Here is a 22,361-nt window from a genome sequence, read left to right as displayed (position 1 = left end):
TTCGTCGCACTGCAAAACAAAATCGTGCATTGCAGCAGGAACCAAGCGACCCTGCCCGCCGTTCTCCGGAAAGGCGTGCGGGATGATCGACAAAGGCCTGCCAAGCCCGGCATATCCGGAGCTGTTTTTCAATCCATATCGGCATCAAAGCCGGAAATGGGGCGGAAAGTCAGCTCGTCCAGCAATTGGGGCTTGATAAAGGCTAAATATGTATCATCCTCCCTTATGGGGAGGCGACCATTCGCCGCAAAGGAGGAGTGCATATATGTCCACAGCTGGTACCCCGACATCGTCCCACTTCGAGCGTGACGCACGCGCGATGCATGACGACAAGCCCTTGTCGCCGGGAAGCATCGCGATCGGTGTGATCATCGGCCGCATGTCGGAGTTCTTCGACTTCTTCGTCTACGGGATCGCGTCGGTTCTGGTTTTCCCCCGGCTCATCTTCGCCTTTATCGCGGAGCCGGTCACCGCCACGCTTGCATCCTTCGCCGTCTTCTCGCTTGCCTTTCTGGCGCGCCCGGTGGGATCGGTGGTATTCATGTGGATCGACCGCACCTATGGCCGCGGCACCAAGTTGACGATCGCGCTATTCCTTCTCGGCGGTTCCACCGCATCCATAGCCTTCCTCCCGGGCTATGAGACAATCGGCATGTGGGCCGTCGCCCTCCTTGCTTTGTTCCGGCTGGGCCAGGGCTTCGCGCTTGGCGGCGCCTGGGACGGCATGGCCTCGCTTCTTGCGCTCAATGCGCCGGAAGGCCAGCGCGGCTGGTACGCCATGATCCCGCAGCTCGGGGCGCCGATCGGCTTTGCCCTTGCCAGCGCCCTTTTCGGCTATTTCTATGCCAATCTCACCGATGCCGACTTCCTCTCCTGGGGCTGGCGCTATCCCTTCTTCGTGGCTTTCGCCATCAATGTGGTGGCCCTGTTCGCCCGCCTGCGCATCGTCGCCAGCCGCGAATTCGGCGAGCTCTTCGAGAGCCATGAGCTGCGCCCGCAGACCATTGCCGCGACGATCTCCGTCCATGGCCGCGACATCCTGCTCGGCGCCTTCGTCCCGCTTGCAAGCTTTGCCATGTTCCACCTGGTGACGATCTTCCCCTTGAGCTGGGTCACGCTTTACGGCGGGCAGTCGGCCGGGGAGTTCCTCTTCGTGCAGATCATCGGTGCGGTTGTCGGGCTCGGGGCTGTCGTCATCTCCGGAGCCATCGCCGATCGCATCGGCCGGCGCAGCCAGCTGATGATCGGTGCCGTCATCATCGCCCTGTTCAGCTTCTCGGCGCCCTTCCTGCTGGATGCCGGCGGCAAGGGGCAGGATGCCTTCATCATCATCGGCTTCGGCATTCTTGGCCTGTCCTTCGGCCAGGCGTCCGGCGCGGTCTCCTCGCGTTTCGGACGGGATTACCGTTATACCGGCTCGGCCCTGACCTCCGATCTGGCCTGGCTCCTCGGTGCCGGTTTCGCGCCGCTCGTGGCGCTTGGCCTGGCCAGCAATTTCGGCATCATCTTCATCGGCGGCTACCTGATCTCCGGGGCAATCTGTACGCTTGCGGCCCTGACGCTGAGCCGCATCCTGGGCTCGGCCGAGCATCAGGCGCCGGTTGCCCACTGAACCCATGGCTGCGGGGCGTTCAGCCCCGGCTTAGGACTGATCCGAAGGCGCCGGGTGCCGCATCCGGCGCCTTCGCCATGTCTGGCGCAGGAAGACCAGGCGACCGGCCATACTCTGAACGCCTCGGCCAAGTTCCGCCAATCGTGAGGGCGGGCGAAACCTTTCGCCATTGGCCGCGTTTGGGCTCGGTCGCTGCTATGAAAGGTCCGCCCTTTGTCTGACTTCCTCTTCGGCCCCGTTCTTTCCAGTTCCCACACACGGTTTCGCTTCTGGGCCCCCAATCACGACCGGATTCTCTTGAAGATCGCCGATCGCGAGCCCCGCCCCATGCAGCCGGCGGGCGAGGGATGGCATCAACTCGACCTTGACGATTGCGGTCATGGAACGCGCTACAGTTTTGTCCTGCCGGATGGGCTCCAGGTGCCCGATCCCGCCTCCCGCTACCAGCCGGAGGATGTGCATGGCCAGAGCGAGGTCGTGGATCTGGAGGCGATCGGCCGCCAGCGCAAGGAGCGTTCGGGGTCGCAGCAAGGCGGATGGCAAGGGCGGCCGGTGGAAGAGCTGGTTTTCTACGAGCTGCATGTCGGCACCTTCACGCCCGAGGGGACCTTCCGCGCCGCAATCGACAGGCTGGACCATCTGCGCGACCTCGGCGTGACGGCGATCCAGATGATGCCGATCAGCGATTTTCCCGGCCGGCGCGGCTGGGGCTATGACGGCGTCCTGCCTTATGCGCCGGAATCGAGCTACGGGCGCCCTGAAGATCTGATGGCGCTCATCGATGCGGCGCATGAGCGCGGCCTCTGCGTCTTTCTCGATGTCGTCTACAATCACTTCGGCCCGGACGGCAATTACCTGCCCGCCTATGCGCCGATCTTCACCGATCACCATCACACGCCCTGGGGCAATGGCGTCAATTACGATGACGTCGGCTCCGAGGCTGTGCGGGAATTCGTCATCCAGAACGCCATTTACTGGGTGCGCGATTTTGGCTTCGACGGGCTGCGGCTGGATGCCGTCCATGCCATCAAGGATGATAGCGAGGAGCATCTTCTGCATGCCCTGGCGCGCCGGGTGCGTGAGCAGGCCGGCAATCGGCATGTCCATCTGGTCGTCGAGAACGAAGAGAATGACAGCGATCTCCTGAAGCGGGACGCAAAGGGAGAGCCGCTGTTCTTCACCGCGCAATGGAATGACGATATCCATCATGTGTTGCACATTGCGGCAACGGGCGAGACCTTCGGCTACTACAAGGATTATGCCGAAGACCGCCAAGCCAAAACGGCGCGGGCTCTTGCGGAAGGCTTTGTCTTCCAGGGAGAAGCGATGGAGTATCGGGGCGAGGCGCGCGGCAAGCCCAGCGCCGATCTGCCGCCCACGGCGTTCATTTCCTTCATCCAGAACCATGACCAGATCGGCAACCGGGCGCTTGGCGACCGCATGATCGCCTCGCAGCCACTGGAGGCGATGAAGGCGGCGGCGGCGGTCTATCTGCTGGCGCCGCAGCTTCCCATGCTGTTCATGGGCGAGGAATGGGGGGCGGATGAACCCTTCCCCTTCTTCTGCGATTTCAACGAGGATCTCAACGAGAAGGTTCGGCAGGGGCGCCGCAAGGAGCTCTCCCGTCTGCCCGGTTTCGATGCCGACGACCTGCCGGATCCGACCTCCGTCGAGACCTTCAACAAGGCCAAGCTCGATTGGCAGGTGCTGTCGTCGCCCGAGGCGGCGGAGATGCTGGACTTCTACAAAAAGCTGCTGACAATCCGGCGCGAGAGCATCATGCCGCTGCTGCCTGCGGCCAAAGGCCGGTCGGCCGAAATCATCGATGCGAAGGACCCGGCGCTCGGCGTGCGCTGGACTTTCGGCAGCCGGATCCTGGAGCTGCGCGCCAATCTCTCCGGCGACCGGCTGGACCGGACCGGCGGCAACCCGGCCGCGCCGGCCGGCGGCGACATTCTCTTCCAACTGGGCGAGGGGGAAACGGACGCCGTTTCGCCGTGGTCCGTGACATGGAGACTTGCTCATGGCTAAGTCGGATCGATCAGCCAAAGCCGGCGGCGCGGAAAAATCGGGCAGTGCGAAAAAATCGGGTAGTGCGGAAAAGTCGGGCGAAGATAACAAGCCCGGCAAGGGCAACAAGCCGGGAAAAAGCGAGAGCCTCGATCCGCATCCATCGCCCCTCGATGCGCTCGCCAAACAATATGGCATTGCCCTGACGCGGCCGGAGCCCAACGGCCAGGAAGTGCCCATATCGCAGGAGACCAAGCGCAAGATCCTGGCCGCGCTCAACGTCACCGTGGACGGGGAGGATGTGCCGCGACCGCCCGTCTGCTTCCTGCCGCAGCTTCTGGCGCGGGAAAGGGTCTGGGGGCTTTCGCTGCAGCTTTACGAATTGCGCTCCGCCCGCAACTGGGGCATCGGCGATTTTGCCGATCTTCAGACCATAAGCGGCATTGTCGGGCCGCTCGGCGCCGATTTCATCGGTCTCAATCCGCTGCATGCCCCCTTTCTCGCCGATCCTGACCGTTGCAGCCCCTATGAGCCGTCCAACCGAGGCCGGCTGAACCCGCTCTACATTGCGGTCGACAAGGTCGCGGGCTTTGCGCCGCGGCCCGAGCTTGATGCAGAACTGGCTGCATTGCGGGGCTCGGAGCTTGTGGATTATGCCGGCGTTGCGGCGGTGAAGCTGCGGGAATTGCGCAATCTCTGGAGTGCCTGGCGCGATGGCGGCGGAGCCGCGGCACCCTATGATCTTGAAGAATTCAACGCTTTCCGCATGCAGGGCGGGGAGCTTCTGCGCCTGCATGCCCTGTTCGAGACCATTTCGCAGGATATGGTGGAACGCGGCCGCTCCGCCGGCTGGCGCGACTGGCCGGAGGAGATGCAGGCGCCAGACAATCCCGCCGTCCAAAGCTTTGCCCAATCGCGAACGGATCAGATCGAATTCCAGATCTGGCTGCAATGGCTGGCGCATGTGCAATTGAGCGAAGCGGCGGATGCTGCGCGTGCGGCGGGCCTGCGCCTCGGGCTCTACCTCGACCTTGCCGTCGGCGAGGCGCTGGACGGTTCGGCCACCTGGAGCGAGCCGGATATCTACGTTTCGACGGCGAGTATCGGCGGCCCGCCGGATCCCTGGGCCGTAGATGGCCAGGATTGGCGCCTTGCGGCCTTTCTGCCCTCGCGTATCGCGCGCGGCGAGGCCTCGCCCTATCGCCGTATGCTGGACGCATCCATGCGCTATGCCGGCGCCATTCGCATCGACCATGCCGCGGCCCTGCAGCGTCTTTTCCTGGTGCCGTTCGACAGCCCGCCGTCCGAGGGCGCCTATGTCGATTATCCGAAGGACGAACTCCTGCAGGTTCTCTCGGATGCGTCGCATGACCATCACTGCCTGGTGATCGGCGAGGATCTGGGCAATCTGCCGAAGGGCCTGCGGGAAGACCTGTCGCGATCCAGGCTCCTGTCCTACCGGATCTTCTCCTATGAAAGGGACGATGAGGGCTTCATCCCGGCCGAAGATTATCCCGCGGTCGCGCTGGCCTGCGTCTCCACTCACGATCACCAGACGCTCGGCGGCTGGTGGCGGGGCGACGACATCCACATGCGCGTCGAACATGGTCTTGTGCCGGCGGAAATGGCGGATGACGACCTCGACGCGCGCGCCGTCGAACTTGTCGATCTCGTCCGGCTGCTGGAGGCGGAGGATCTTCCGGTGCCCGAGGGTGAGAGCGATGATGACGAACTTGCCAGCGAGGACCTCGACCGGCTGATCGTCAGCCTTCATCGCTTCCTGGCGCGCACGCCCTCCCTGCTGCTTGCCGTGCGTCTGGCCGACCTGACACGGGAGGATCAGCCCACCAACGTCCCAGGAACCCACCAGAGCTATCCGAACTGGCGGCCGAAGCTTTCCGTTGCCGTGGAGGAGCTCGGCGATCTGGAACTGATGCAGGAGGTCTGCGCGGCGCTGCGGGAGGAGCGGCCGCGCGGCGCGCCGTAACGACTGGCGTCAGCCGCTTGCGCTGTTTACCCTACGCTCGTCTCCATCGCTGACATTGCCAAGGCCATGCCGTTGCGCCTTGATGAAAGCATCGCCGATCGCGATCAGCACCGGATTGTCGTAACCGATCTCTGCCATGGCCGTCGGCATCTGGTGGAGCGGCCCCGCCCAGCGGCGCTCGTCCTGCCGGGCAATTGCACTGACGATCACGGCCGGGGTGAGGGGGTCCATGCCGTTTTCCGTCAGGTGCTGCGTGATCGCGCCTGCAGTCCGGCCTCCCATGTAGAAGACCGTGCTGACGCTCGGATCGGCGAGCTGCTGCCAGTTCAGTGTCGTCGGCAGTTCGCCCTTGCGGGAATGGCCGGTCACGAAACGCACGGACTGGGCATGATCGCGATGCGTCAGCGATACGCCGAGCCGCGCGGCCATGGCCGTCGCTGCCGTCACGCCCGGTACGATATCGACGGGGATGCCCTGGCGCTCCAGACATTCGATCTCTTCGCCGGCCCGCCCGAAGATCATCGGATCGCCGGATTTCAGCCGCACGACGCGCTTGCCCGCCTTGGCGAGCGCGATCATCGTGGCATTGATATCTTCCTGTTTGCAGCTTTCCCGCCCGCCGCGCTTGCCGACCAGCATGCGCCTCGCCTCTCGCCGGGCGAGTTCCAGCACGTCATCCGAAACCAGATCGTCGAACAGGATCACATCGGCCGCCTGCAGCGCGCGAACGGCCTTCAGGGTCAGAAGCTCGGCATCTCCCGGTCCGGCGCCCACCAGCGTCACGCGGCCGGCAGGGGTCCTGTCCGGCGCGGCCATGTAACGCTGGTGGGCGCCGGCCGAGGCGATCTCGTCCGCCACGTCGATGAGATCGGCGGGCGTCGACGGTCCCGGGATGTCGCGGAAGACGCGGTCGACAAAACCTTCCCAGAAGCTGCGGCGTTGACTGCCGGGCTTCAGGCGAGAATTGATTGCCGCGCGCACGCTCTGGGCGATGCTCGCCCAGGCCTTGAGGGTCGGCGGCAGAAGAGTTTCGATCCGGCGCCGGATCGCCTGAGCCAGGATCGGCGCTGCACCGTCGGTGGAGATGGAGATGATGACCGGCGACCGGTTGACGATCGAGCCGAACTGGAACTCGCAGAAAGCCGGCTTGTCGATCACGTTAACGGGCACGCCTGCCGCCTTTGCCGCGCAGTAGAAGGCCTTGGCTTCCTCATCCGTTTCACAATCGCAAAGCGCGATTGCCGCGCCGGCGAAGATCCCCAGATGCCAGGGATGGTCGAGGTGGCGAATGCCGGCGGCGTCACCGGATGCGGGATGGTTCGCGATCGCGCCGCGCATCACATCGCCAAGTTCCTCCTCGGGGCAGACGAGATCGACGCGCGCACCGCAGGCAACCAGAAGTTCAGCCTTCCAGGCGGCGCCATCGGAGCCTCCGGCCACGACGACGCGCTTGCCATCCAGGCCAAAGAAGACCGGCAGTTTCGCCAGAGGCTCCATGCGGGCCGGTGCCGCGCGGCGCGCTTCCGTGTCGATTGTGTGCAAGGCATCCATCGGGTCGTTGTCCTTGGTCTTGTGCAAGGGTCTGGTCCCTGCCGTCGTGATCCCGCTCAGTCGGGGCTCGGCGTTCGGGTCACAGAAACCAATGCGTTGCGTGCCATCTTCGACGGGCTTTCGGCAAGAAATAAACCTGCGCAAAGCCGCTGCTTTTTAAAAAATGCCGGTCGTTGGCCGTCCGACCGGCCGTTTTTCACCGCTGGTGATCTCCGCCCGGCCGTCGCCCGGTCCTTTACCAGGCATTATAGGACAGGAACTTGCCGCTCATGCGGATCTCGATACGGTCGCCCTTGGCATAGGGAACCTTCTCGACGCTCATGTCGAAATCGATGGCGCTCATGATCCCGTTGCCGCCCTTTTCCTGGATGAGTTCCTTCAGCGTCTGGCCGTAGACGCCAATGATCTCATAGAAGCGATAGATGCAGGGATCGGTCGGCACCGCCTGCTCGAACATCTTGGTGGGATATTCCGCCAGCACGACGGCGGCCTCCTGCGGAAGGCCGAGATGGGTCACCAGCAGGTCCGCCTTGTCGCGCGGCAGCGAATTCATGCCAAGGCAGGCAGAGGTCACGAAGACTTCGCTCATGCCGATCCCGTCGGCGATCGATGCCCAGGTCAGACCTGCGGCCCGCTTCTTTTCATAGATCATCTCGGTAACGTCGCGTTTGCTGAACATGGCTTGCCTTTCTTGCGTTCACGTGTGGTGGAGAGAGACCCAGCCGAGAAGGCCGAGCAGGAGGATGGCGAGAAACAGGCTGACGCCCTTCCAGAAGATGGCGGGGTCGCGTTCGATCAGCGCTGTCTGGCGCAGGCCCGGAAGGGACGGGTTGGGCCGGTGAAGATCGGCGAGGAACTCGCCGATATCGCTCTGGCGCCGCTGCGGATCGTAGTGAAGCGCCTTGCGCAGGGCGGCATCGACGTAAAGCGGGATCTCGCTCTTGCTGTCGCAGACCGGATCATAGGCAAGCCTGCGCTGCCCGGCTCGGGTTCGCGCCTGCGCCATTGCGGTGCCGTAAGGCAGCCGGCCCGACAGCATCTGGTAGGCAATCGTCGCCAGCGCATACAGATCGGCGCGCTCTGTGGCATTGTCTCCCAGACTGTATTCCGGCGCCATGAACGCTTGCGTGCCGGGCAGGCGGTCTTCGACAAGATCGAAGAGCTCGCCGCCTCCGGTGATCCAGGCGGAGCCGAAATCGATGATCGTCACATGACCGCTCCGGTCGATCAGGATATTGTCCGGACGCAGGTCCTGATGCAGCATTCCGCGCCGGTGCATGGCCAGCAATCCCTGGCCGGCCTGGCTGATGATGCGGCGCACGGCCGACAAGGATGGGCGCGGATTGTCCCGCATCCAGGCCGCAAGGCTTTCGCCCTCGATCCATTGCATGGTCGTGTAAAGGGCACGGTGCGGACGGCCGGTGCCGGCCGGGCGCAGGAGATGCGGGTTGTCGAGCCGGCGGGCAATCCACTCCTCCATCAGGAACCGACGAAGGAAGACGCCATCCTCCCGCACCGAGACCGCCGGAACCTTCAATGCGACGCGCTCGCCGGTCTCCAGGTCGCGCGCCTCGAAGACATGGCTGCGGTCGCTGGCATGCAGACGGCGGATGATCGCAAACCCGTCCAGCTGTCCGCCCGGTTCGGGGATGGCGGGCAGGGGAGGCAGGCCAGGCTCGCCAAGCGCTTCCTCCCCATCGGGCGACGGGAGAGCCTCGATGCGCGCCAGCTGAACCGTCAGATTGTCGTCGCTACCCTTCTGAAGCGCCTTCTCGGAAAGCGCCCTGGCTGCGAGATCGAGATCGCAGCCCGGCTGGAGGAGGCTCAGAATGTCTTGATGATCCAGAACATCGCTGACGCCATCGGTCGCCAGGATGAAGATGTCGCCGAGTGCAACCGGACGCTGACGGTAATCGACATCGACGCCGTCATTCATGCCGAGCGCCCTGGCAAGGCAAGTCTTTCCGGCCGACAGGCGGATGCGGTGCGGATCGGTCAGCGGTTCGAGAGCGCCTTTGGACAGGTGCAGGATGCTGCTGTCTCCGACATGGAAGACATGCGCGGTGCGCGAGCGCAGGATCAGGGCGGAAAAGGTGCAGACATAGCCTCGGTCGCGGTCGGCGATCATGCCGCCCCGGCGCGTCTCGGCGTGCAGCCATGCATTGACGGCGGCAATCACCCGTCGGGCCGCTTTGTCGACGCTCCAGCTATCGGCGGTGCAGTAGTAATCGGACAGGAAGCTCTTGACCGCCGTCTGCGCCGCCACGCCGCTGACCTCGCTGGAGGAAATGCCGTCGGCCACGACAAGCGCAATGCCCTTTGACGCACGGACACGGTCCTCAGGCAGGATCGCGCCGTAGAAATCCCGATTTTCCGGCTTGTTTCCGCGGCTGGAATATTGTCCCAGGCTGATGTCCAGCCGGGTCTGGTCGAGGCCGGAGGCGGCAGGCGGGCCATGACGGATCAGGCGATGATCGCCTTGCGCTGGCGCAAATCTCTCGGCATGGGCGATCACGGCAGATGACCTCGATCTCTTGGCAAGGGGAGGATCCCGCCGCCCGGCGGCGGGATCCTTGCGGATCATTCGGCAGCGACGGACATCAGCTTGGCGTCCGAGGACCGTTTCTTGGCATTGGTCTTCGCATGGGTCGTGTAGAGGGTCAGGCCGACAAAGGTCAGGCCGCCGACGAGATTGCCCAGAACCGTCGGGATCTCGTTCCAGAGGAAATAATCCGTCCAGGTGAACTGGCCGCCGAGCATGATGCCGGAGGGGAAAAGGAACATGTTCACGATGGAATGTTCAAAGCCCATGTAGAAGAAGATGAGGATCGGCATCCACATCGCGATGACCTTGCCGGAAACCGAGGTTGACATCATCGCTGCCACCACGCCGGTGGACACCATCCAGTTGCACATGACGGCGCGGACGAAGAGCGTCAGCATGCCGCCGAAGCCGGCTGCGGCATAGCCGAGCGTCCGGCTTTCGCCGATCGTGCCGATCTTCTGGCCGATGGCATTGGGCGCTTCGGTGAAGCCCATGGTGAAGATGACGGCCATGAAGACGGCGGTCGTCAGCGCGCCGGCGAAATTGCCGAGGAACACCAGTCCCCAATTGCGCAGCATGCCGGACATGGTCGCGCCAGGGCGTTTGTCGATCAGCGCAAGCGGGACCAGAGTGAAGACGCCGGTGAGAAGGTCGAAGCCCAGCAGATAGAGCATGCAGAAGCCGACAGGAAAGAGCAGCGCGCCGATCAGCGGCTGTCCGGTATTGACCGTCACGGTGACGGCGAAGGCCGCCGCCAGCGCCAGGATGGCGCCGGCCATGTAGGAGCGGATCAGAGTGTCCTTGGTGGACATGAAGAGCTTGGATTCGCCGGCATCGATCATCTTGGTGGCGAATTCTTGCGGAGCTAGATAGGCCATTCTCAATATCCCCTATTCTGGATGGATGTGGGTTTTGCTGCTTTCGACCGCCCTCATTGATCCGGAGCGGCTTCTCCCTCAGGCGTCGGCGATCAGAAATCGATCCCCAGGTGAATGATGTCGCCCTCCAGTCTGACCGGGAAGGTTACGGTCTCGCCCTCATCGGCGCCCTGCGCCCGGCCCGTGGCCAGATGGATAACCATGTTGTGCAGCGGGCAGGTGACGCAGTCGCCATGAACGATCCCCTGGGACAGCGGACCGTTGCGATGCGGGCATTTGTCCTCGATGGCGAAGATCCGGTCGTCATGGGTGCGGAAGACGGCAATGGTCATGGCTCCGTTTTCGACACACCGGGCGCCCTGGCGGGGAATGTCGTTGAGGGAGCCGATGACGACCCAGTTGCGCGAGATCTGGTTCATTCGGCGGCCTCCTGCATCAGTCGTGCCATGGGCTTGAACTCGTGCTTGTCCTTGCCGGACACACGCTCCGACCAGGGATCGACCTGGGCGAATTTCTGGCTGAACACGAAGCGGTCGAAATAGGCCTTTCGGCGCTCGCCATCCGCGAGGATCTGGCGGCGGATTTCGTCATGGCCGACACGCTTGGCCCATTTGTAGATGCGTTCGAGATAGCGGGCCTGCTCGCGATACATCTGGGTGAGGGCGACGATGGCTTCGAGCGCCTCGTCCTCGGTTTTCACCAGGCCAAGAACATCGGTTCCCTTGATGTCGAGCCCGGCGGCGCCGGCGAAATGGATTTCGAAGCCGGAATCGACGCAGATGACGCCGATATCCTTGCAGGTGGCCTCCGCGCAATTGCGCGGACAGCCGGAAACCGCAAGTTTCAGCTTGGCCGGCGTCCACGAGCCCCACATGAATTTCTCGATGCGGATGCCGAGCCCGGTGGAATCCTGCGTGCCGAAGCGGCACCAGTCCGAGCCGACGCAGGTCTTCACCGTCCGCAGACCTTTTGCATAGGCCTGGCCGGAGACAAAACCCGCTTTGCCGAGATCGGCCCAGACCGCGGGAAGGTCTTCCTTCTTCACGCCCAGCATGTCGATGCGCTGGCCGCCGGTGCATTTGACCATGGGGATCTGGAACTTGTCGACGACATCGGCAATGGCGCGCAGCTCCTGCGCAGAGGTCACCCCGCCCCACATGCGTGGCACGACGGAATAGGTGCCGTCCTTCTGGATATTGGCGTGGACGCGCTCGTTGATGTAGCGGGACTGATAATCATCCGCATATTCATCCGGCCAGTCGCAGACCAAATAGTAATTGAGCGCCGGTCGGCATTTGGCACAGCCGCAGGAGGTCTTCCATTCCAGCTCCTGCATGACGGCCGGAATGCTCTTCAGGCCCTTGGCCTTGATCAGGCGGCGTACATCGTCATGGCCGAATTCCGTGCAGGGACACATGGGCGTGACGGCCGCCGGATTGTAGCTGTCGCCGAGCGTCAGAGTCATCAGCTGTTCCACCAGGCCGGTGCAGGAACCGCACGAGGCGGACGCCTTTGTATGAGCCCGCACCTCGTCCAGCGAGGTCAGCCCCTTGGCGGTGATCGTCGAGGTGATCTTGCCTTTGCAGATGCCGTTGCAGCCGCAGATCTCGGCGTCTTCGGGCAAGGCTGCAACGGCCGCCATCGGATCCAGCACCGCCCCGCCCTGATGGGACTGGCCGAAGATCAGCGTGTCGCGCATCGCCGAAATGTCGGTGGCCTTCTTCTTCAGATCGTTGAACCAGGCACCATCCGCGGTTTCGCCGTAGAGCACGGTGCCGATGATCCGGTTGTCCTTGATCACCACCCGTTTGTAGATGCCGGCCGTCGCATCGCGCAGGACGATCTCCTCGCGGTCGGGCCCCTCGGCAAAATCTCCAAGCGAGTAGAGATTGATGCCGGTGACCTTCAGCTTGGTCGGCGTGTCGGCATGAACAAAGGCCGGGGACGCGTCGCCAAGCAGATGCGAGGCGGCAATGCGGGCCATTTCATAGAGCGGCGCCACCAGGCCATAGACCTGCCCGCCGACTTCGGCGCATTCGCCGATCGCCAGAATCCGCCCATCCGATGTCGACATGCCGTCATCGACGACGATGCCGCGATTGACCGCCAGGCCCGCATCCCGCGCCAGCTGGACATGCGGGCGTATGCCGACGGCCATGACGACGAGCGAAGCCGGAATGATGCGGCCATCCTCCAGAGCGACGGCCTCCACCTGGTCCGTGCCAAGGATTGCCTTCGTATTTGCCTTGCAGATCACCGTGATGCCGCGATCCTCCAGCGCCTTTTGCAGAAGATAGCCGGCAGCGGCATCAAGCTGCCGCTCCATCAGGCTCGGCATCACATGCAGCACCGTCACGCTCATGCCCTGTGCCTTGAGCCCTGCTGCAGCTTCGAGTCCCAGGAGGCCGCCGCCGATGACAATGGCCTCGCCCCCCTTGCGGGCGGCAGAGAGCATGACATCCACATCGTCGAGATCGCGATAGGCCACCACGCCCGGCAGATCATGACCCGGAACCGGAATGATGAAGGGGGCGGAGCCGGTGGCAATGACAAGCCGGTCATAGGCGACACTGCGGCCCGACTGCGAGGTTACGATTTGCCGGGCGCGGTCGATGGCGACGACCTTCTCTCCGCGATGCAGCGTGACGCCGTGCTGCTGATACCAGGCATCACCATGGATGATGATGTCTTCATAGGTCTTTTCACCTGCCAGCACGGGTGAAAGCATGATGCGGTCATAATTCACGCGGGGTTCGGCGTTGAAGATCGTGACCGCGAAGCGCCCAGGCGCCTGTTCGAAAATATGTTCGAGCATGCGGCCCGGCGCCATGCCGTTGCCGATGATGACCAGCCGTTCCGGGCCGATAGTCTCAACCATGTGCGGTTTCCCTTAGCTGTAACGGAAGCCAAAACGAAAAAACGCCGCGAGAGCATCCGGGCGGACCAGAAGTCCATCCACGAAAACCCTGCGACGTCGGTGTCTGTCGGGAAAGCGCCAGCGCGGCGCTTGTTCATGCGCTGGTCGCCGTTGACCGCGCTACAAAGGTACTGCAAGCCGCGTGCCAACTGCGCGAAATTTGTCTAATTCATTGGTTTAGTTGGTCTTCTTATGAGGACTTGCGATCAACCGGGAACGAGCCGCAGTCGGCAAAGCCTGCTGTTTATTAGGCAATGCCGCAAATTTAAGCGGCTTCTGAGATCCGTCAGCTCTCGTCCAAGGTTGCGGTTCTTGCGGACGATGAGGGCAAGGAGGCTCTCACGGGGAAGCGGCGGACATAGGCCTCGAGGTCGGAAGGGTCGAAGATCATCCCGTCCATGAAACGATCTTCGTCCGTCGTGCCGTGCGGAGCGAAGCTCTTCGGCTCCGGCATAGCGGCGGAAGGACGCGGTTTGCCGAGGGCCATCCTGTAAAGGTCGGGCCGGTAGGCGGCGGCGGCGGCCTCTGCGGCCTCTCTGCTGTAGACCGCCTGTCCCCAGCGGATCATCTGGCTGAAGATCCACAAGGCCTGGCTTGGCAGCGGGTAATTGGCATTCCCGTCATGGAAGGTGAAATAGCGCTCGATGACCCGGCGATTGCCGCGTGCATCGAGGCTGAACTCGCCCGCCAGCACATGGCGGATGATCTGCTTGGGTGCGGCAATATAGTGGGGAGCTGCCAGAATATCGGCCAGCGCATCGTGATTGTCGGCCCGGTCGCACCATTGCGCAGCCGCATCCAGAGCCACGATGAGGCGCGAAACGGTGTCCTGATGGTTCTGCGCCCAGTCCGGGCGCATGCCGATCACCTTTTCGGGCGCCAGCGGCCAGATATCCTGCTTTGCGGCCACGATACGGCCGACGCCACGCTCGGAGGCGACCATGTTCCAAGGTGCGCCGACGCAAAAACCATCGATCGCGCCGGCCGCGAGCGCGTCCGAGGTCAAAGGCGGTGGCACCACGACCATCTTGACATCCTTGTCCGGGTCGATGCCACCGGCGGCCAGCCAGTAGCGGAATTCATAATTATGCGAGGAGAAGGGATAGGTCATTCCAAAGGTCGGTGGCGCCTCGCCCTGTCGGCGCATGGTCTTCAGGAGGGCGGAAAGGGCCAGCGCATTGTCCAGCGCGGATCCTGTTTCCGACAGTCCGGCGATCTCCTGCATGCGGGCAAAGAGGCGGGTGGAGAGGGTGATCGCATTGCCGCCGCGCCCCAGAGAAAAGGGGGTGATCGTGGGGGAGGGGTTGGAGCCGAGGCCCAGCATCGAGGCGACAGGCATGGGAGAGAGCATATGGGCGATGTCGAACTGGCGGAAGGCCAGGCGGTCACGCACATTGGCCCAGGAGACATCCCTGACGAGGTCGAGCGTCAGGCCTTCGCGCTCTGCAAAACCGAATTCCTTCGCCGCAATCAGGATCGACGCGTCCACCAGGGGAATGAAGCCGGCGCGCAACATCTTGGGCTCCGGCCCCTGCACTCGGGCGGGTGCGGAGAGGTTCTGCTGCGTTTGCTTGGCCATGGCTGGCGCTCCCTTCTGCATGGCGGCCGGTTTGGATTGCCCTGTCATCATGTCAGCAGGCCTGCAGCAGTGACGACGCTTTGCGCAATCTCCGACATCTTCTTCTTTTCGTTCATCGCCGTCTGCCGCAAGAGCGTGAAGGCCTCGTCCTCGGACAGTCCGCGCAGCTTCATCAGAATGCCCTTGGCGCGCTCGATGATCTTGCGCTCTTCGAGGGCCGATCGCGCCTCGGCCAGTTCGCGTTGCAGCCGGCTGAAGGCGTTGAAGCGGGAAACGGCCATGTCCAGAATGGGCTTGACGCGCTCCTTTTTCAGCCCGTCCACAATATAGGCGGACACTCCGGCCTCCACCGCCGCCTCGATGGAGGCCGTATCGGAGCGGTCGACAAACATGGCGATCGGCCGCGACACCGTGCGGGTCAGCTGGAAGAGGTGCTCCATCTGGTCGCGGTCGGGATTTTCGATATCGATGATGATCACATCCGGCCGCAGGGTCTCGATGATGCGCGCAACGCCTTGAACTTCGTGAATGACCGTCACGTTTCGGTGGCCTGCCTCCTGCAGACCCTCCTCGATGATCGACGACCGGATGGCATTCTCATCGATGACAAGGATTGTGAGGTCTTGCTGCAGCATGCGCCCAGGCCGGTTGTCGTTACCGTGGAAGTGATGCCGCGTTGTGGCGCGCTTGGCAAGGGGATTCGCTCAAATTAACGGCACGAACGATATATGCCCAATTTATCAGCAAACGCGCGTTTGGAGGCCTTGTGCGTGCGCTGGGACCGAAGGCAGCCCTCGATCTTGCATGATTAAACGTTTAGCCTCACTTTTGCCTTTCTTTAGCTGTCGATAATATATGGCTGCACGCGCCTGCGGTGCCGCCACTCATTTTCCACAGCAGACACAGTCATGGCCCGGATCGCATCTATAGCGGTAGATGTTCCGGGTTGCCGCGCGTGGCGCTTCTGGCGCGGTCCTTGCCAGGGCGTCGCGCGTGGCCACTTTGTCTTGCCGCGGGAGGCTCAGCGTCTGGTCGGACAGGTCGGGCGCGCCGCCTCGTCTGCGGTCTCCCCGCAAGGCGCCGGTCCATCCTGACATTCGCCCGATATTCATCGTCACAGGGCGGCTGATGTTTGATTCTCCTCAAAGCCTCCACCTCGCCGATCGGCTATTTATCGCGGCATCGGAAATCCTGCGGCCCGTTTGGGCTGCGAGCCGGGAAGGGGCAAGCCTTCCGAGGAATGAGATGACGACCGCCGCCTATATTGTCACCGAGATGACGCCCGCCCAGATCGACCGGGCCTTTCCGCTCGCCAGTGCGGTGCAAGCCGATTGCGATCTTTCCCGCTGGCGCCAGTCCTGCCAGACGATCATCGCCGCAAGCCAGGCGCCCTGGGCCAGCGACCGGTTGTTTGTCTGCGCCAATGCCGCCGGCTATCTGAAAGGCCTATGTCATACCCGCATCCAGCGAAGCGGGTCCGTCACGAGCCTCGACGTGCCGCTTTACGTGGTGGCCACGGTTGTCGATGAAGAGGGTGTGCAATCGGCATTCCAGGCGCATATCCGGGCTTTCGCCGCAGGACTCGACACGGCCTGCCCGGTCCTGCAACCGGTGCCGTGACCTGTCTGTCCGCTCCTGCGGTAAGACCTGCTCTTGACGTCTCTCAGGCTTTGAGCGACGCGGATTTCGGGGCATCGCCGGTGAAGATATAGCCGACCCCGCGCACGGACCGGATCAGGACCGGATGGGCGGGATCGGCCTCGATCTTCTTGCGAAGCCTGGCGATCTGCGCATCGATGGCGCGATCAAAGGCCTCCAGTTGCCGTCCGCGCGTCTGGTCCATCAGCATTTCGCGGGTCAGCACGCGTCCGCCATTGCGAACCATGACCGAGAGCATGTCGAATTCGCCGGTGGTCAGCTCCACCTCTTCGCCCTGCGGATTGAGGAGTCGCCGGCGGCTGACTTCCAGCTTCCAGCCTTCGAATTCCATCACCTGGCCGCTTTCCTGCGGCACGGCCTCCGCCGGGCGGCGCCGGCGCAGAATGCTGCGCACCCGCGCCAGGACTTCGCGCAGATGGAAGGGCTTGGGGATATAATCATCGGCCCCGACTTCCAGGCCGATGATCCGGTCCAGCACGTCGTCGCGTCCGGTCAGCATCACGATCGGCACATCCGAGGAGGTCCGCACCTCGCGCGCCAAAGCAAGGCCATCCTCGCTATTGGGCAGGACGAGGTCCAGCAGGATGAGGTCGACGCAATGCTCTGCCAGCGCCTTGCGCATGGCCGCGCCATCGGCCGCGCCGTGCACGACAAAGCCCTCGTCCTCGAAATACCGGATGATCATCTGGCGGATACGCGGATCGTCATCAACAACCAGAATATGTTCTGCCCGCCGCTCGCGATACATTCTATCAGGCCTGCCTAATGGATGCGTTGTTACAGTCTGTTACACGATCGCACGATCCGTAACACGCGCGGCATCCTTCTGTCACCGCCCCTCTGCATAGTTGACCCAGCAAGACAGAGGGACGCACATGCTTTCGACCGGTTCAAACGCACATTCCGCCTATGCTGCCATGGCATCGATGAAGCCGCCGCTGGCGACGCTCGACGAGCTTTTCGCTGCGGTACCGCGCGAGAGCCTGGATATCGGGGAAGGCCTGTTCTGGCAGGGCGATCGGGCCCAGCACGTGTTCGAGATTGCCGAGGGCGTCCTGAGGATTTTCAAGATCATATCGGATGGCCGCCGGGTCATCACCGGCTTTCTCCATGCCGGCGACATGGTCGGCCTGTCGCTGAAGGATGTCTATCTCTACAGCGCCGAGGCCGTCACGCCGGTCACGGTCCGCCGGGTGACACGGCGCGTCTTCCAGGAAGCGATCGAAACCTCGCCCGATCTTCGGCCGCAGCTCTTTGCTCTCATCTGCGACGAAATGGCCGCAGCGCAGGATCAGATGGTGCTTTTGTCACGCAAGAGCGCCGAGGAAAGGGTATGCAGCTTCCTGCTGCTGATCGCCCGCCGGCTGAACGGCGATCAGGCGCTTTCCCGCAGGATCGAACTGGCGATGAGCCGGCAGGATATGGCGGACTATCTCGGCCTGACCATCGAAACCGTCTCGCGCACCATCACCAAGCTTGTTTCGCGCGGCGTGATCGCACCCAATGGCCGTCACGCCTTTGATATCGCCAAGCCCGGAAAACTACTTGCTCTGTGCGGCGATGGCGATAGTTATGACAGTGCCGATGCCGGTACCTCCAAGACGAGACAGGCCGTCTGGCCGCATTGACGCAGAAGATCCGCCATGGCGGCGGCAAGAGGACAGGCATGGACGAAACGGCAAAGTTCCGTACGCAGGCAGACGATCTGATACGTCTGGTTGCCGTTCTAGACCCGATCAATGTCGTTGCGCATGGGGAAGACGGCATCATCAGCCATTGGAGCGCCGGAAGTGCCGAACTGTTCGGCTGGTCGCCCGATGAGGTGGTCGGCTTGCATGTCATGGAGCTGCTGCAGCCCGGTTCAAGCCTCGATATCGCGGCCATCATTGCCGATATCCGCACCGGGGGCGCCTGGAAAAGCACGCTCGAATATCGCCACAAGGACGGCCACGCGATCACCGTCCTCAGCCGCTGGGTGCTTTCCGAGGTGGACGGGCAGCCGGTCGTCATCCAGCTCAACGAGGATTTTCGCTCCGCCGCCTCGATCCAGGAGAGCCTTTCGGCCCGCGAGGCGCATTTCCGCTCGATCCTGCAGACGGTGCCGGAGGCCATGGTCGTCATCGACGAAGTGGGGGTGATCACCTCCTTCTCCTCCACGGCGGAGGATCTGTTCGGCTATGAGGCGGACGAGGTGGAGGGCGAGAATGTCCGGATCCTGATGCCGTCGCCGGACCGCGAAAGCCATGATCGCTATATCGTCAATTACCTGACCAGCGGCCAGCGGCGCATTATCGGGCTCGGCCGCGTGGTGAAGGGATTGCGCAAGGACGGCACGACCTTCCCGATGGAGCTGGCGGTGGGCGAGGCCATATCCAATGGCCGGCGCATCTTCACCGGCTTCATTCGCGACCTCACCAGCCGTCACAAGATCGAAGAGGAGTTGCGCCAGGCCCAGAAAATGGAGGCGATCGGCCAGCTGACCGGCGGGCTCGCCCATGATTTCAACAATCTCCTGACGGTCATCAGCGGCAATCTCGAAATGCTCGAGATGAAGCTCGACGATCCGCGTGCGCTGACCCTTTTGCACGAGGCGCAGGGCGCCACCGATGACGGGGCGAAGCTGACCGGACAATTGCTGGCCTTCGGCCGGCGGCAGCCGCTCAATCCGCGCCTGATCGATCTTGGCCAACTCGTCTCGAGTTTCTCGGAGCTTATCCGCCGCACGATCGGCGATAGCGTCGATTTGCGCACCACCATTCGCGGCGGCGGCAATGAAGCCCTGGTGGACGGGCCGCAATTGCAGAATGCCCTGCTGAACCTGGCGCTCAATGCCCGCGATTCCATGCCCTCTGGCGGCCTTCTGACGATTGAGGTCAATCGGGTGCATCTCGATTTCGATTATGCGCAGATGTATCCGCAACTGCGCGCTGGCGATTATGTCCTGGTGGCGGTGACCGATACCGGAACCGGCATGACGGAAGAGGTGAAGAACAGGGCTTTCGAGCCCTTCTTCACCACCAAGACGGCGGGCTCCGGAACCGGGCTCGGCCTGTCCATGGTCTATGGTTTCGTCAGGCAGTCTGGCGGTCATATCCAGATCTACAGCGAGATCGGCCAGGGCACCAGCGTGCGCCTCTTTTTGCCGGCGGCGAGCGGCGGAACGGCTGCGCTGCCCAACGATCCGGGACGGCGCGCGGCGGAGCTTCCGGGCGGGCACGAAACCATCCTCGTCGTGGAGGACGATGCGCGCGTGCGCCGGGTTGCCGTGGCGCGGCTGGAAAGCTTCGGCTATAGCGTGTGCCAGGCTGCCAATGGCGAGGAAGCGCTTCGGGTTCTGGAGCGCAATCCCGGGATCGCGCTGCTCTTCACCGATATTTCCATGCCGGGACTATCCGGCGACCAGCTGGCGAAGATCGTTCGCGACATCCGGCCCGACATCAAGATCCTCTTCACCTCGGGCTATGCCGAGCCGGAGGTTGCCGGCAAGCAGCTGGCGGCGGATGGCCGCTGGCTGAAAAAGCCCTACACGGCGCGGGATCTGGCGCTGGAGCTTCGCAGCCTGCTCGATTGATGCCGCTTTCCTCTTCCCGACCAATCACTTCAGCGGCTGGAGATGGATCAGCCGCGGTTCGAGCGTCATGAAGGCCTCGGACCTGCCGATATAGATGAGCGCCACCTCCGGGATCTGGCGCAGGATCTCGGTCACCTCCTGCTGAACGGCCGGTTCGAGCGCATCCATGGCATCGTCGATGACGATCCAGCGCGGCGCGAGCAGGATGGCATTGGCCAGCCGCAGCCGGGCCTGGTCCTCGTCGTCAAGGATGCGCTCCCAGCGTTCCCGCTGGTCGAGCCTGTCGATCAGCGAGGCCAGTCCGACCCGCGTCAAAGCCTGCGCCAGCTGGCTGTCGCCATAGGCCGTGACCCGGTGCGGATAGGCGAGCACTTCGCGCAGCGTCGCATCGGGAAAATAGCCTTTCTGCGGGATGAACAGCATGTCCTGCGGCGGCGGCAAACGGATCTCGCCGGAGCCGAAGCGCCAGAGACCGGCCAGCGCCATGAAGAGCAGATGCCGGTTGGCGCCGGGATCGCCGTTGATCATGACACGCTCCCCTGCGGCGATCACCGTCTCTCCCGCCATGCGCAGGCCCCGCTCGGCGCCGGAGGAGGAGAGGGCGGGGGTCAATGCCAGATCGCGGATGGTCAGCCTGCCATCCTGGCCGACGGCGATCGAGACGGTATCGACCACATCCTCTGCGTCGTCCAGGCTGCAAAGGGCGCGGCGAAAGATCGAGACCCGGTAGAGTGCCGCCGTCCAGTCGGCTATGGGGCGGAAATTGTCGATATACCAGCGAAGCGCCGTATTGACCTGGTTAAAGGCGCCGACCGCCATCATCAATCCGCCGAAGGACAAGGTGCCGCTGAAATAGACCGGGGCGGCAATCAGGATCGGCGCGATCGTCGTCATCCAGCCGAAGCCGGCCGATACCCAGGTCAGTTTGGTGGCAGCCCAGGCCAGTTGTCCAAGCACGGACAGGACGGCGCTGACAGCCTCCTGTATGCGTCGCGTCTCGCTGTCTTCCCCCTTGGCGAGCGTGATCGCCATCAGGTTCTCGTTGGTGTGCATCAAGGCGAAGCGCAGCTCCGCCTCCTTCGCATAGCGCTGGGTGTTCAGCCCCGGCAGTTTTCGGCCCACCACCTTGCTGAGCAGCGAGGCGCTGCCCGCATAGATCAGGGCCGCCCAGACCATATAGCCCGGAATGGCGATCTGCCGGCCGTTCCATTCGAAGGAGAAATCGGCAGACAGCAGCCACAGAACGCCGACGAAACTCAAGAGCAGGATGGTGGCATTGACGAGCCCGATGGCGAGAGTCGTGGTCAGTTCCGCCAGATTGCGGGCATCCTCGTGCAGCCTCTGATCGGGATTAATGCCGATCGGTCCCGAGCTTGCCAGCTTCAACGCCCGGCCCGGCTTCATCCACTGGTCGATGAGATCGCGCGTCAGGCCCTCGCGCATGCGCACCGCCGTCATCTGGTTCAGCCAGGCCTGGATCACGTTGAGGATCAACAGCGTGCCGGCAATGATGCAGAAGACCTGCAATTGCTCCAGGAAGGCCGGCAGGTCGCGCTGTTCCAGCGCGTTGTAGAAGGGCGTGTTCCAGTAGTTTAGCCGGTATTGCGCATAGACAGTGGACAGGATGACGGTGAGAAGCGCCGCGGTCAGCAGGAGCACGCGGTTGCGCACATTGGAGTACCAGAAGGCGCCCGCCATCATGCGCAGCTGGGCGTAAAAACTGAACTCGCGACTGACTCGGTCGAATTCGCTCAGCTGGTCCGGGGTCTGGTTTGCGTTTGCCATGAGGGGTCCGTCATGCAGTCCGGTGGGCGATACGAGGGCTTCTTCATCCTGTTCTACACCGAAAATCCTAAACACAAGGCCTCGAAACATGCGCTGGCGACCGGGAAAGCCTCACCGATGCCGCGCGTGGATAAATTATTAGAAACTTAAAATTTCCGGCTTGCATGTCGCCCGGACCGATGCAATTCTTGCAGCATCAAAGGGGCGAGAACAGCCTCGAAAGGCGCTCACCGGGGCGAGGAAACCCTCAGGTGAACCATGCCTTGG

Annotated in this window: 16 protein-coding genes; 6 read left to right on the top strand and 10 right to left on the bottom strand. The window is 63.1% G+C overall.

Annotation, left to right across the window (positions count from 1 at the left end):
• Positions 1-265 precede the first annotated feature (265 nt).
• The 3 genes from QTJ18_RS19190 to malQ all read left to right on the top strand — a co-directional run bounded on the left by QTJ18_RS19190 (position 266) and on the right by malQ (position 5,609).
• Positions 266-1,612 (top strand): MFS transporter, encoded by a 1,347-nt coding sequence (locus tag QTJ18_RS19190; RefSeq protein WP_252752447.1) that lies wholly within the window; start codon positions 266-268, stop codon positions 1,610-1,612.
• A 213-nt stretch (positions 1,613-1,825) separates the two neighbouring features.
• Positions 1,826-3,643: a malto-oligosyltrehalose trehalohydrolase gene (treZ, locus tag QTJ18_RS19185; protein WP_252752448.1), complete on the top strand. Its 1,818-nt coding sequence runs from the start codon at positions 1,826-1,828 to the stop codon at positions 3,641-3,643.
• Positions 3,636-5,609 (top strand): 4-alpha-glucanotransferase, encoded by a 1,974-nt coding sequence (malQ, locus tag QTJ18_RS19180; protein WP_252752449.1) that lies wholly within the window; start codon positions 3,636-3,638, stop codon positions 5,607-5,609. Before treZ ends, malQ begins: the two co-directional genes overlap by 8 nt.
• A gap of 9 nt (positions 5,610-5,618) precedes the next feature.
• Here malQ and cysG read toward each other — a convergent pair whose 3' ends face one another.
• The 8 genes from cysG to QTJ18_RS19140 all read right to left on the bottom strand — a co-directional run bounded on the left by cysG (position 5,619) and on the right by QTJ18_RS19140 (position 15,714).
• Positions 5,619-7,160, bottom strand: coding sequence for a siroheme synthase CysG (gene cysG, locus QTJ18_RS19175; RefSeq protein WP_252752450.1), 1,542 nt, complete (start codon positions 7,158-7,160; stop codon positions 5,619-5,621).
• 235 nt (positions 7,161-7,395) lie between these two features.
• On the bottom strand, positions 7,396-7,839 hold the full coding sequence (cynS, locus tag QTJ18_RS19170; RefSeq protein ID WP_252752451.1) for a cyanase: 444 nt from the start codon (positions 7,837-7,839) through the stop codon (positions 7,396-7,398).
• A gap of 18 nt (positions 7,840-7,857) precedes the next feature.
• The gene (locus QTJ18_RS19165; protein ID WP_252752452.1) at positions 7,858-9,675 is read right to left on the bottom strand and encodes a bifunctional protein-serine/threonine kinase/phosphatase; all 1,818 of its coding nucleotides are present in this window, start codon (positions 9,673-9,675) and stop codon (positions 7,858-7,860) included.
• A 65-nt stretch (positions 9,676-9,740) separates the two neighbouring features.
• Positions 9,741-10,583: a formate/nitrite transporter family protein gene (locus QTJ18_RS19160; RefSeq protein WP_252752453.1), complete on the bottom strand. Its 843-nt coding sequence runs from the start codon at positions 10,581-10,583 to the stop codon at positions 9,741-9,743.
• 92 nt (positions 10,584-10,675) lie between these two features.
• Positions 10,676-11,002, bottom strand: coding sequence for a nitrite reductase small subunit NirD (nirD, locus tag QTJ18_RS19155; RefSeq protein ID WP_252752454.1), 327 nt, complete (start codon positions 11,000-11,002; stop codon positions 10,676-10,678).
• Positions 10,999-13,461 (bottom strand): nitrite reductase large subunit NirB, encoded by a 2,463-nt coding sequence (gene nirB, locus QTJ18_RS19150; RefSeq protein ID WP_252752455.1) that lies wholly within the window; start codon positions 13,459-13,461, stop codon positions 10,999-11,001. Before nirB ends, nirD begins: the two co-directional genes overlap by 4 nt.
• A gap of 325 nt (positions 13,462-13,786) precedes the next feature.
• On the bottom strand, positions 13,787-15,079 hold the full coding sequence (locus QTJ18_RS19145) for a CmpA/NrtA family ABC transporter substrate-binding protein (RefSeq protein WP_252752456.1): 1,293 nt from the start codon (positions 15,077-15,079) through the stop codon (positions 13,787-13,789).
• Positions 15,080-15,126: 47 nt separating this feature from the next.
• Complete coding sequence (locus QTJ18_RS19140) at positions 15,127-15,714, bottom strand: ANTAR domain-containing response regulator (protein WP_252752457.1); 588 nt, start codon at positions 15,712-15,714, stop codon at positions 15,127-15,129.
• A 610-nt stretch (positions 15,715-16,324) separates the two neighbouring features.
• Between QTJ18_RS19140 and QTJ18_RS19135 the strand changes: the two genes are divergently transcribed.
• The gene (locus QTJ18_RS19135; RefSeq protein ID WP_252752458.1) at positions 16,325-16,699 is read left to right on the top strand and encodes a hypothetical protein; all 375 of its coding nucleotides are present in this window, start codon (positions 16,325-16,327) and stop codon (positions 16,697-16,699) included.
• Between the two features lie 43 nt (positions 16,700-16,742).
• Here QTJ18_RS19135 and QTJ18_RS19130 read toward each other — a convergent pair whose 3' ends face one another.
• Positions 16,743-17,486: a response regulator gene (locus QTJ18_RS19130; RefSeq protein WP_252752459.1), complete on the bottom strand. Its 744-nt coding sequence runs from the start codon at positions 17,484-17,486 to the stop codon at positions 16,743-16,745.
• A gap of 127 nt (positions 17,487-17,613) precedes the next feature.
• On the opposite strand from QTJ18_RS19130, the gene QTJ18_RS19125 reads away from it, so the two are divergent.
• Together QTJ18_RS19125 and QTJ18_RS19120 are read left to right on the top strand one after the other, a co-directional pair.
• Complete coding sequence (locus QTJ18_RS19125) at positions 17,614-18,366, top strand: helix-turn-helix domain-containing protein (protein ID WP_252752460.1); 753 nt, start codon at positions 17,614-17,616, stop codon at positions 18,364-18,366.
• Between the two features lie 38 nt (positions 18,367-18,404).
• On the top strand, positions 18,405-20,309 hold the full coding sequence (locus QTJ18_RS19120) for a hybrid sensor histidine kinase/response regulator (RefSeq protein ID WP_252752461.1): 1,905 nt from the start codon (positions 18,405-18,407) through the stop codon (positions 20,307-20,309).
• Positions 20,310-20,333: 24 nt separating this feature from the next.
• On the opposite strand, the gene QTJ18_RS19115 is transcribed toward QTJ18_RS19120, so the two are convergent.
• Complete coding sequence (locus QTJ18_RS19115; protein ID WP_252752462.1) at positions 20,334-22,094, bottom strand: ABC transporter ATP-binding protein/permease; 1,761 nt, start codon at positions 22,092-22,094, stop codon at positions 20,334-20,336.
• Positions 22,095-22,361 lie beyond the last annotated feature (267 nt).

Source organism: Rhizobium sp. SSA_523, from assembly GCF_030435705.1.
GTDB lineage: Bacteria > Pseudomonadota > Alphaproteobacteria > Rhizobiales > Rhizobiaceae > Neorhizobium.
Note: the sequence above shows the minus strand (reverse complement) of the source record. Positions and strands in the feature narration are given on the sequence as shown.

Coding starts and splice junctions, on each gene's coding strand:
- QTJ18_RS19190 (WP_252752447.1), top strand. CDS start 266: ATGTCCACAGCTGGTACCCCGACATCGTCCCACTTCGAGCGTGACGCA.
- QTJ18_RS19115 (WP_252752462.1), bottom strand. CDS start 22,094: ATGGCAAACGCAAACCAGACCCCGGACCAGCTGAGCGAATTCGACCGA.
- QTJ18_RS19145 (WP_252752456.1), bottom strand. CDS start 15,079: ATGGCCAAGCAAACGCAGCAGAACCTCTCCGCACCCGCCCGAGTGCAG.
- malQ (WP_252752449.1), top strand. CDS start 3,636: ATGGCTAAGTCGGATCGATCAGCCAAAGCCGGCGGCGCGGAAAAATCG.
- QTJ18_RS19140 (WP_252752457.1), bottom strand. CDS start 15,714: ATGCTGCAGCAAGACCTCACAATCCTTGTCATCGATGAGAATGCCATC.
- cysG (WP_252752450.1), bottom strand. CDS start 7,160: ATGGATGCCTTGCACACAATCGACACGGAAGCGCGCCGCGCGGCACCG.
- QTJ18_RS19125 (WP_252752460.1), top strand. CDS start 17,614: ATGCTTTCGACCGGTTCAAACGCACATTCCGCCTATGCTGCCATGGCA.
- QTJ18_RS19130 (WP_252752459.1), bottom strand. CDS start 17,486: ATGTATCGCGAGCGGCGGGCAGAACATATTCTGGTTGTTGATGACGAT.
- QTJ18_RS19120 (WP_252752461.1), top strand. CDS start 18,405: ATGGACGAAACGGCAAAGTTCCGTACGCAGGCAGACGATCTGATACGT.
- QTJ18_RS19135 (WP_252752458.1), top strand. CDS start 16,325: ATGACGACCGCCGCCTATATTGTCACCGAGATGACGCCCGCCCAGATC.
- nirB (WP_252752455.1), bottom strand. CDS start 13,461: ATGGTTGAGACTATCGGCCCGGAACGGCTGGTCATCATCGGCAACGGC.
- nirD (WP_252752454.1), bottom strand. CDS start 11,002: ATGAACCAGATCTCGCGCAACTGGGTCGTCATCGGCTCCCTCAACGAC.
- QTJ18_RS19160 (WP_252752453.1), bottom strand. CDS start 10,583: ATGGCCTATCTAGCTCCGCAAGAATTCGCCACCAAGATGATCGATGCC.
- cynS (WP_252752451.1), bottom strand. CDS start 7,839: ATGTTCAGCAAACGCGACGTTACCGAGATGATCTATGAAAAGAAGCGG.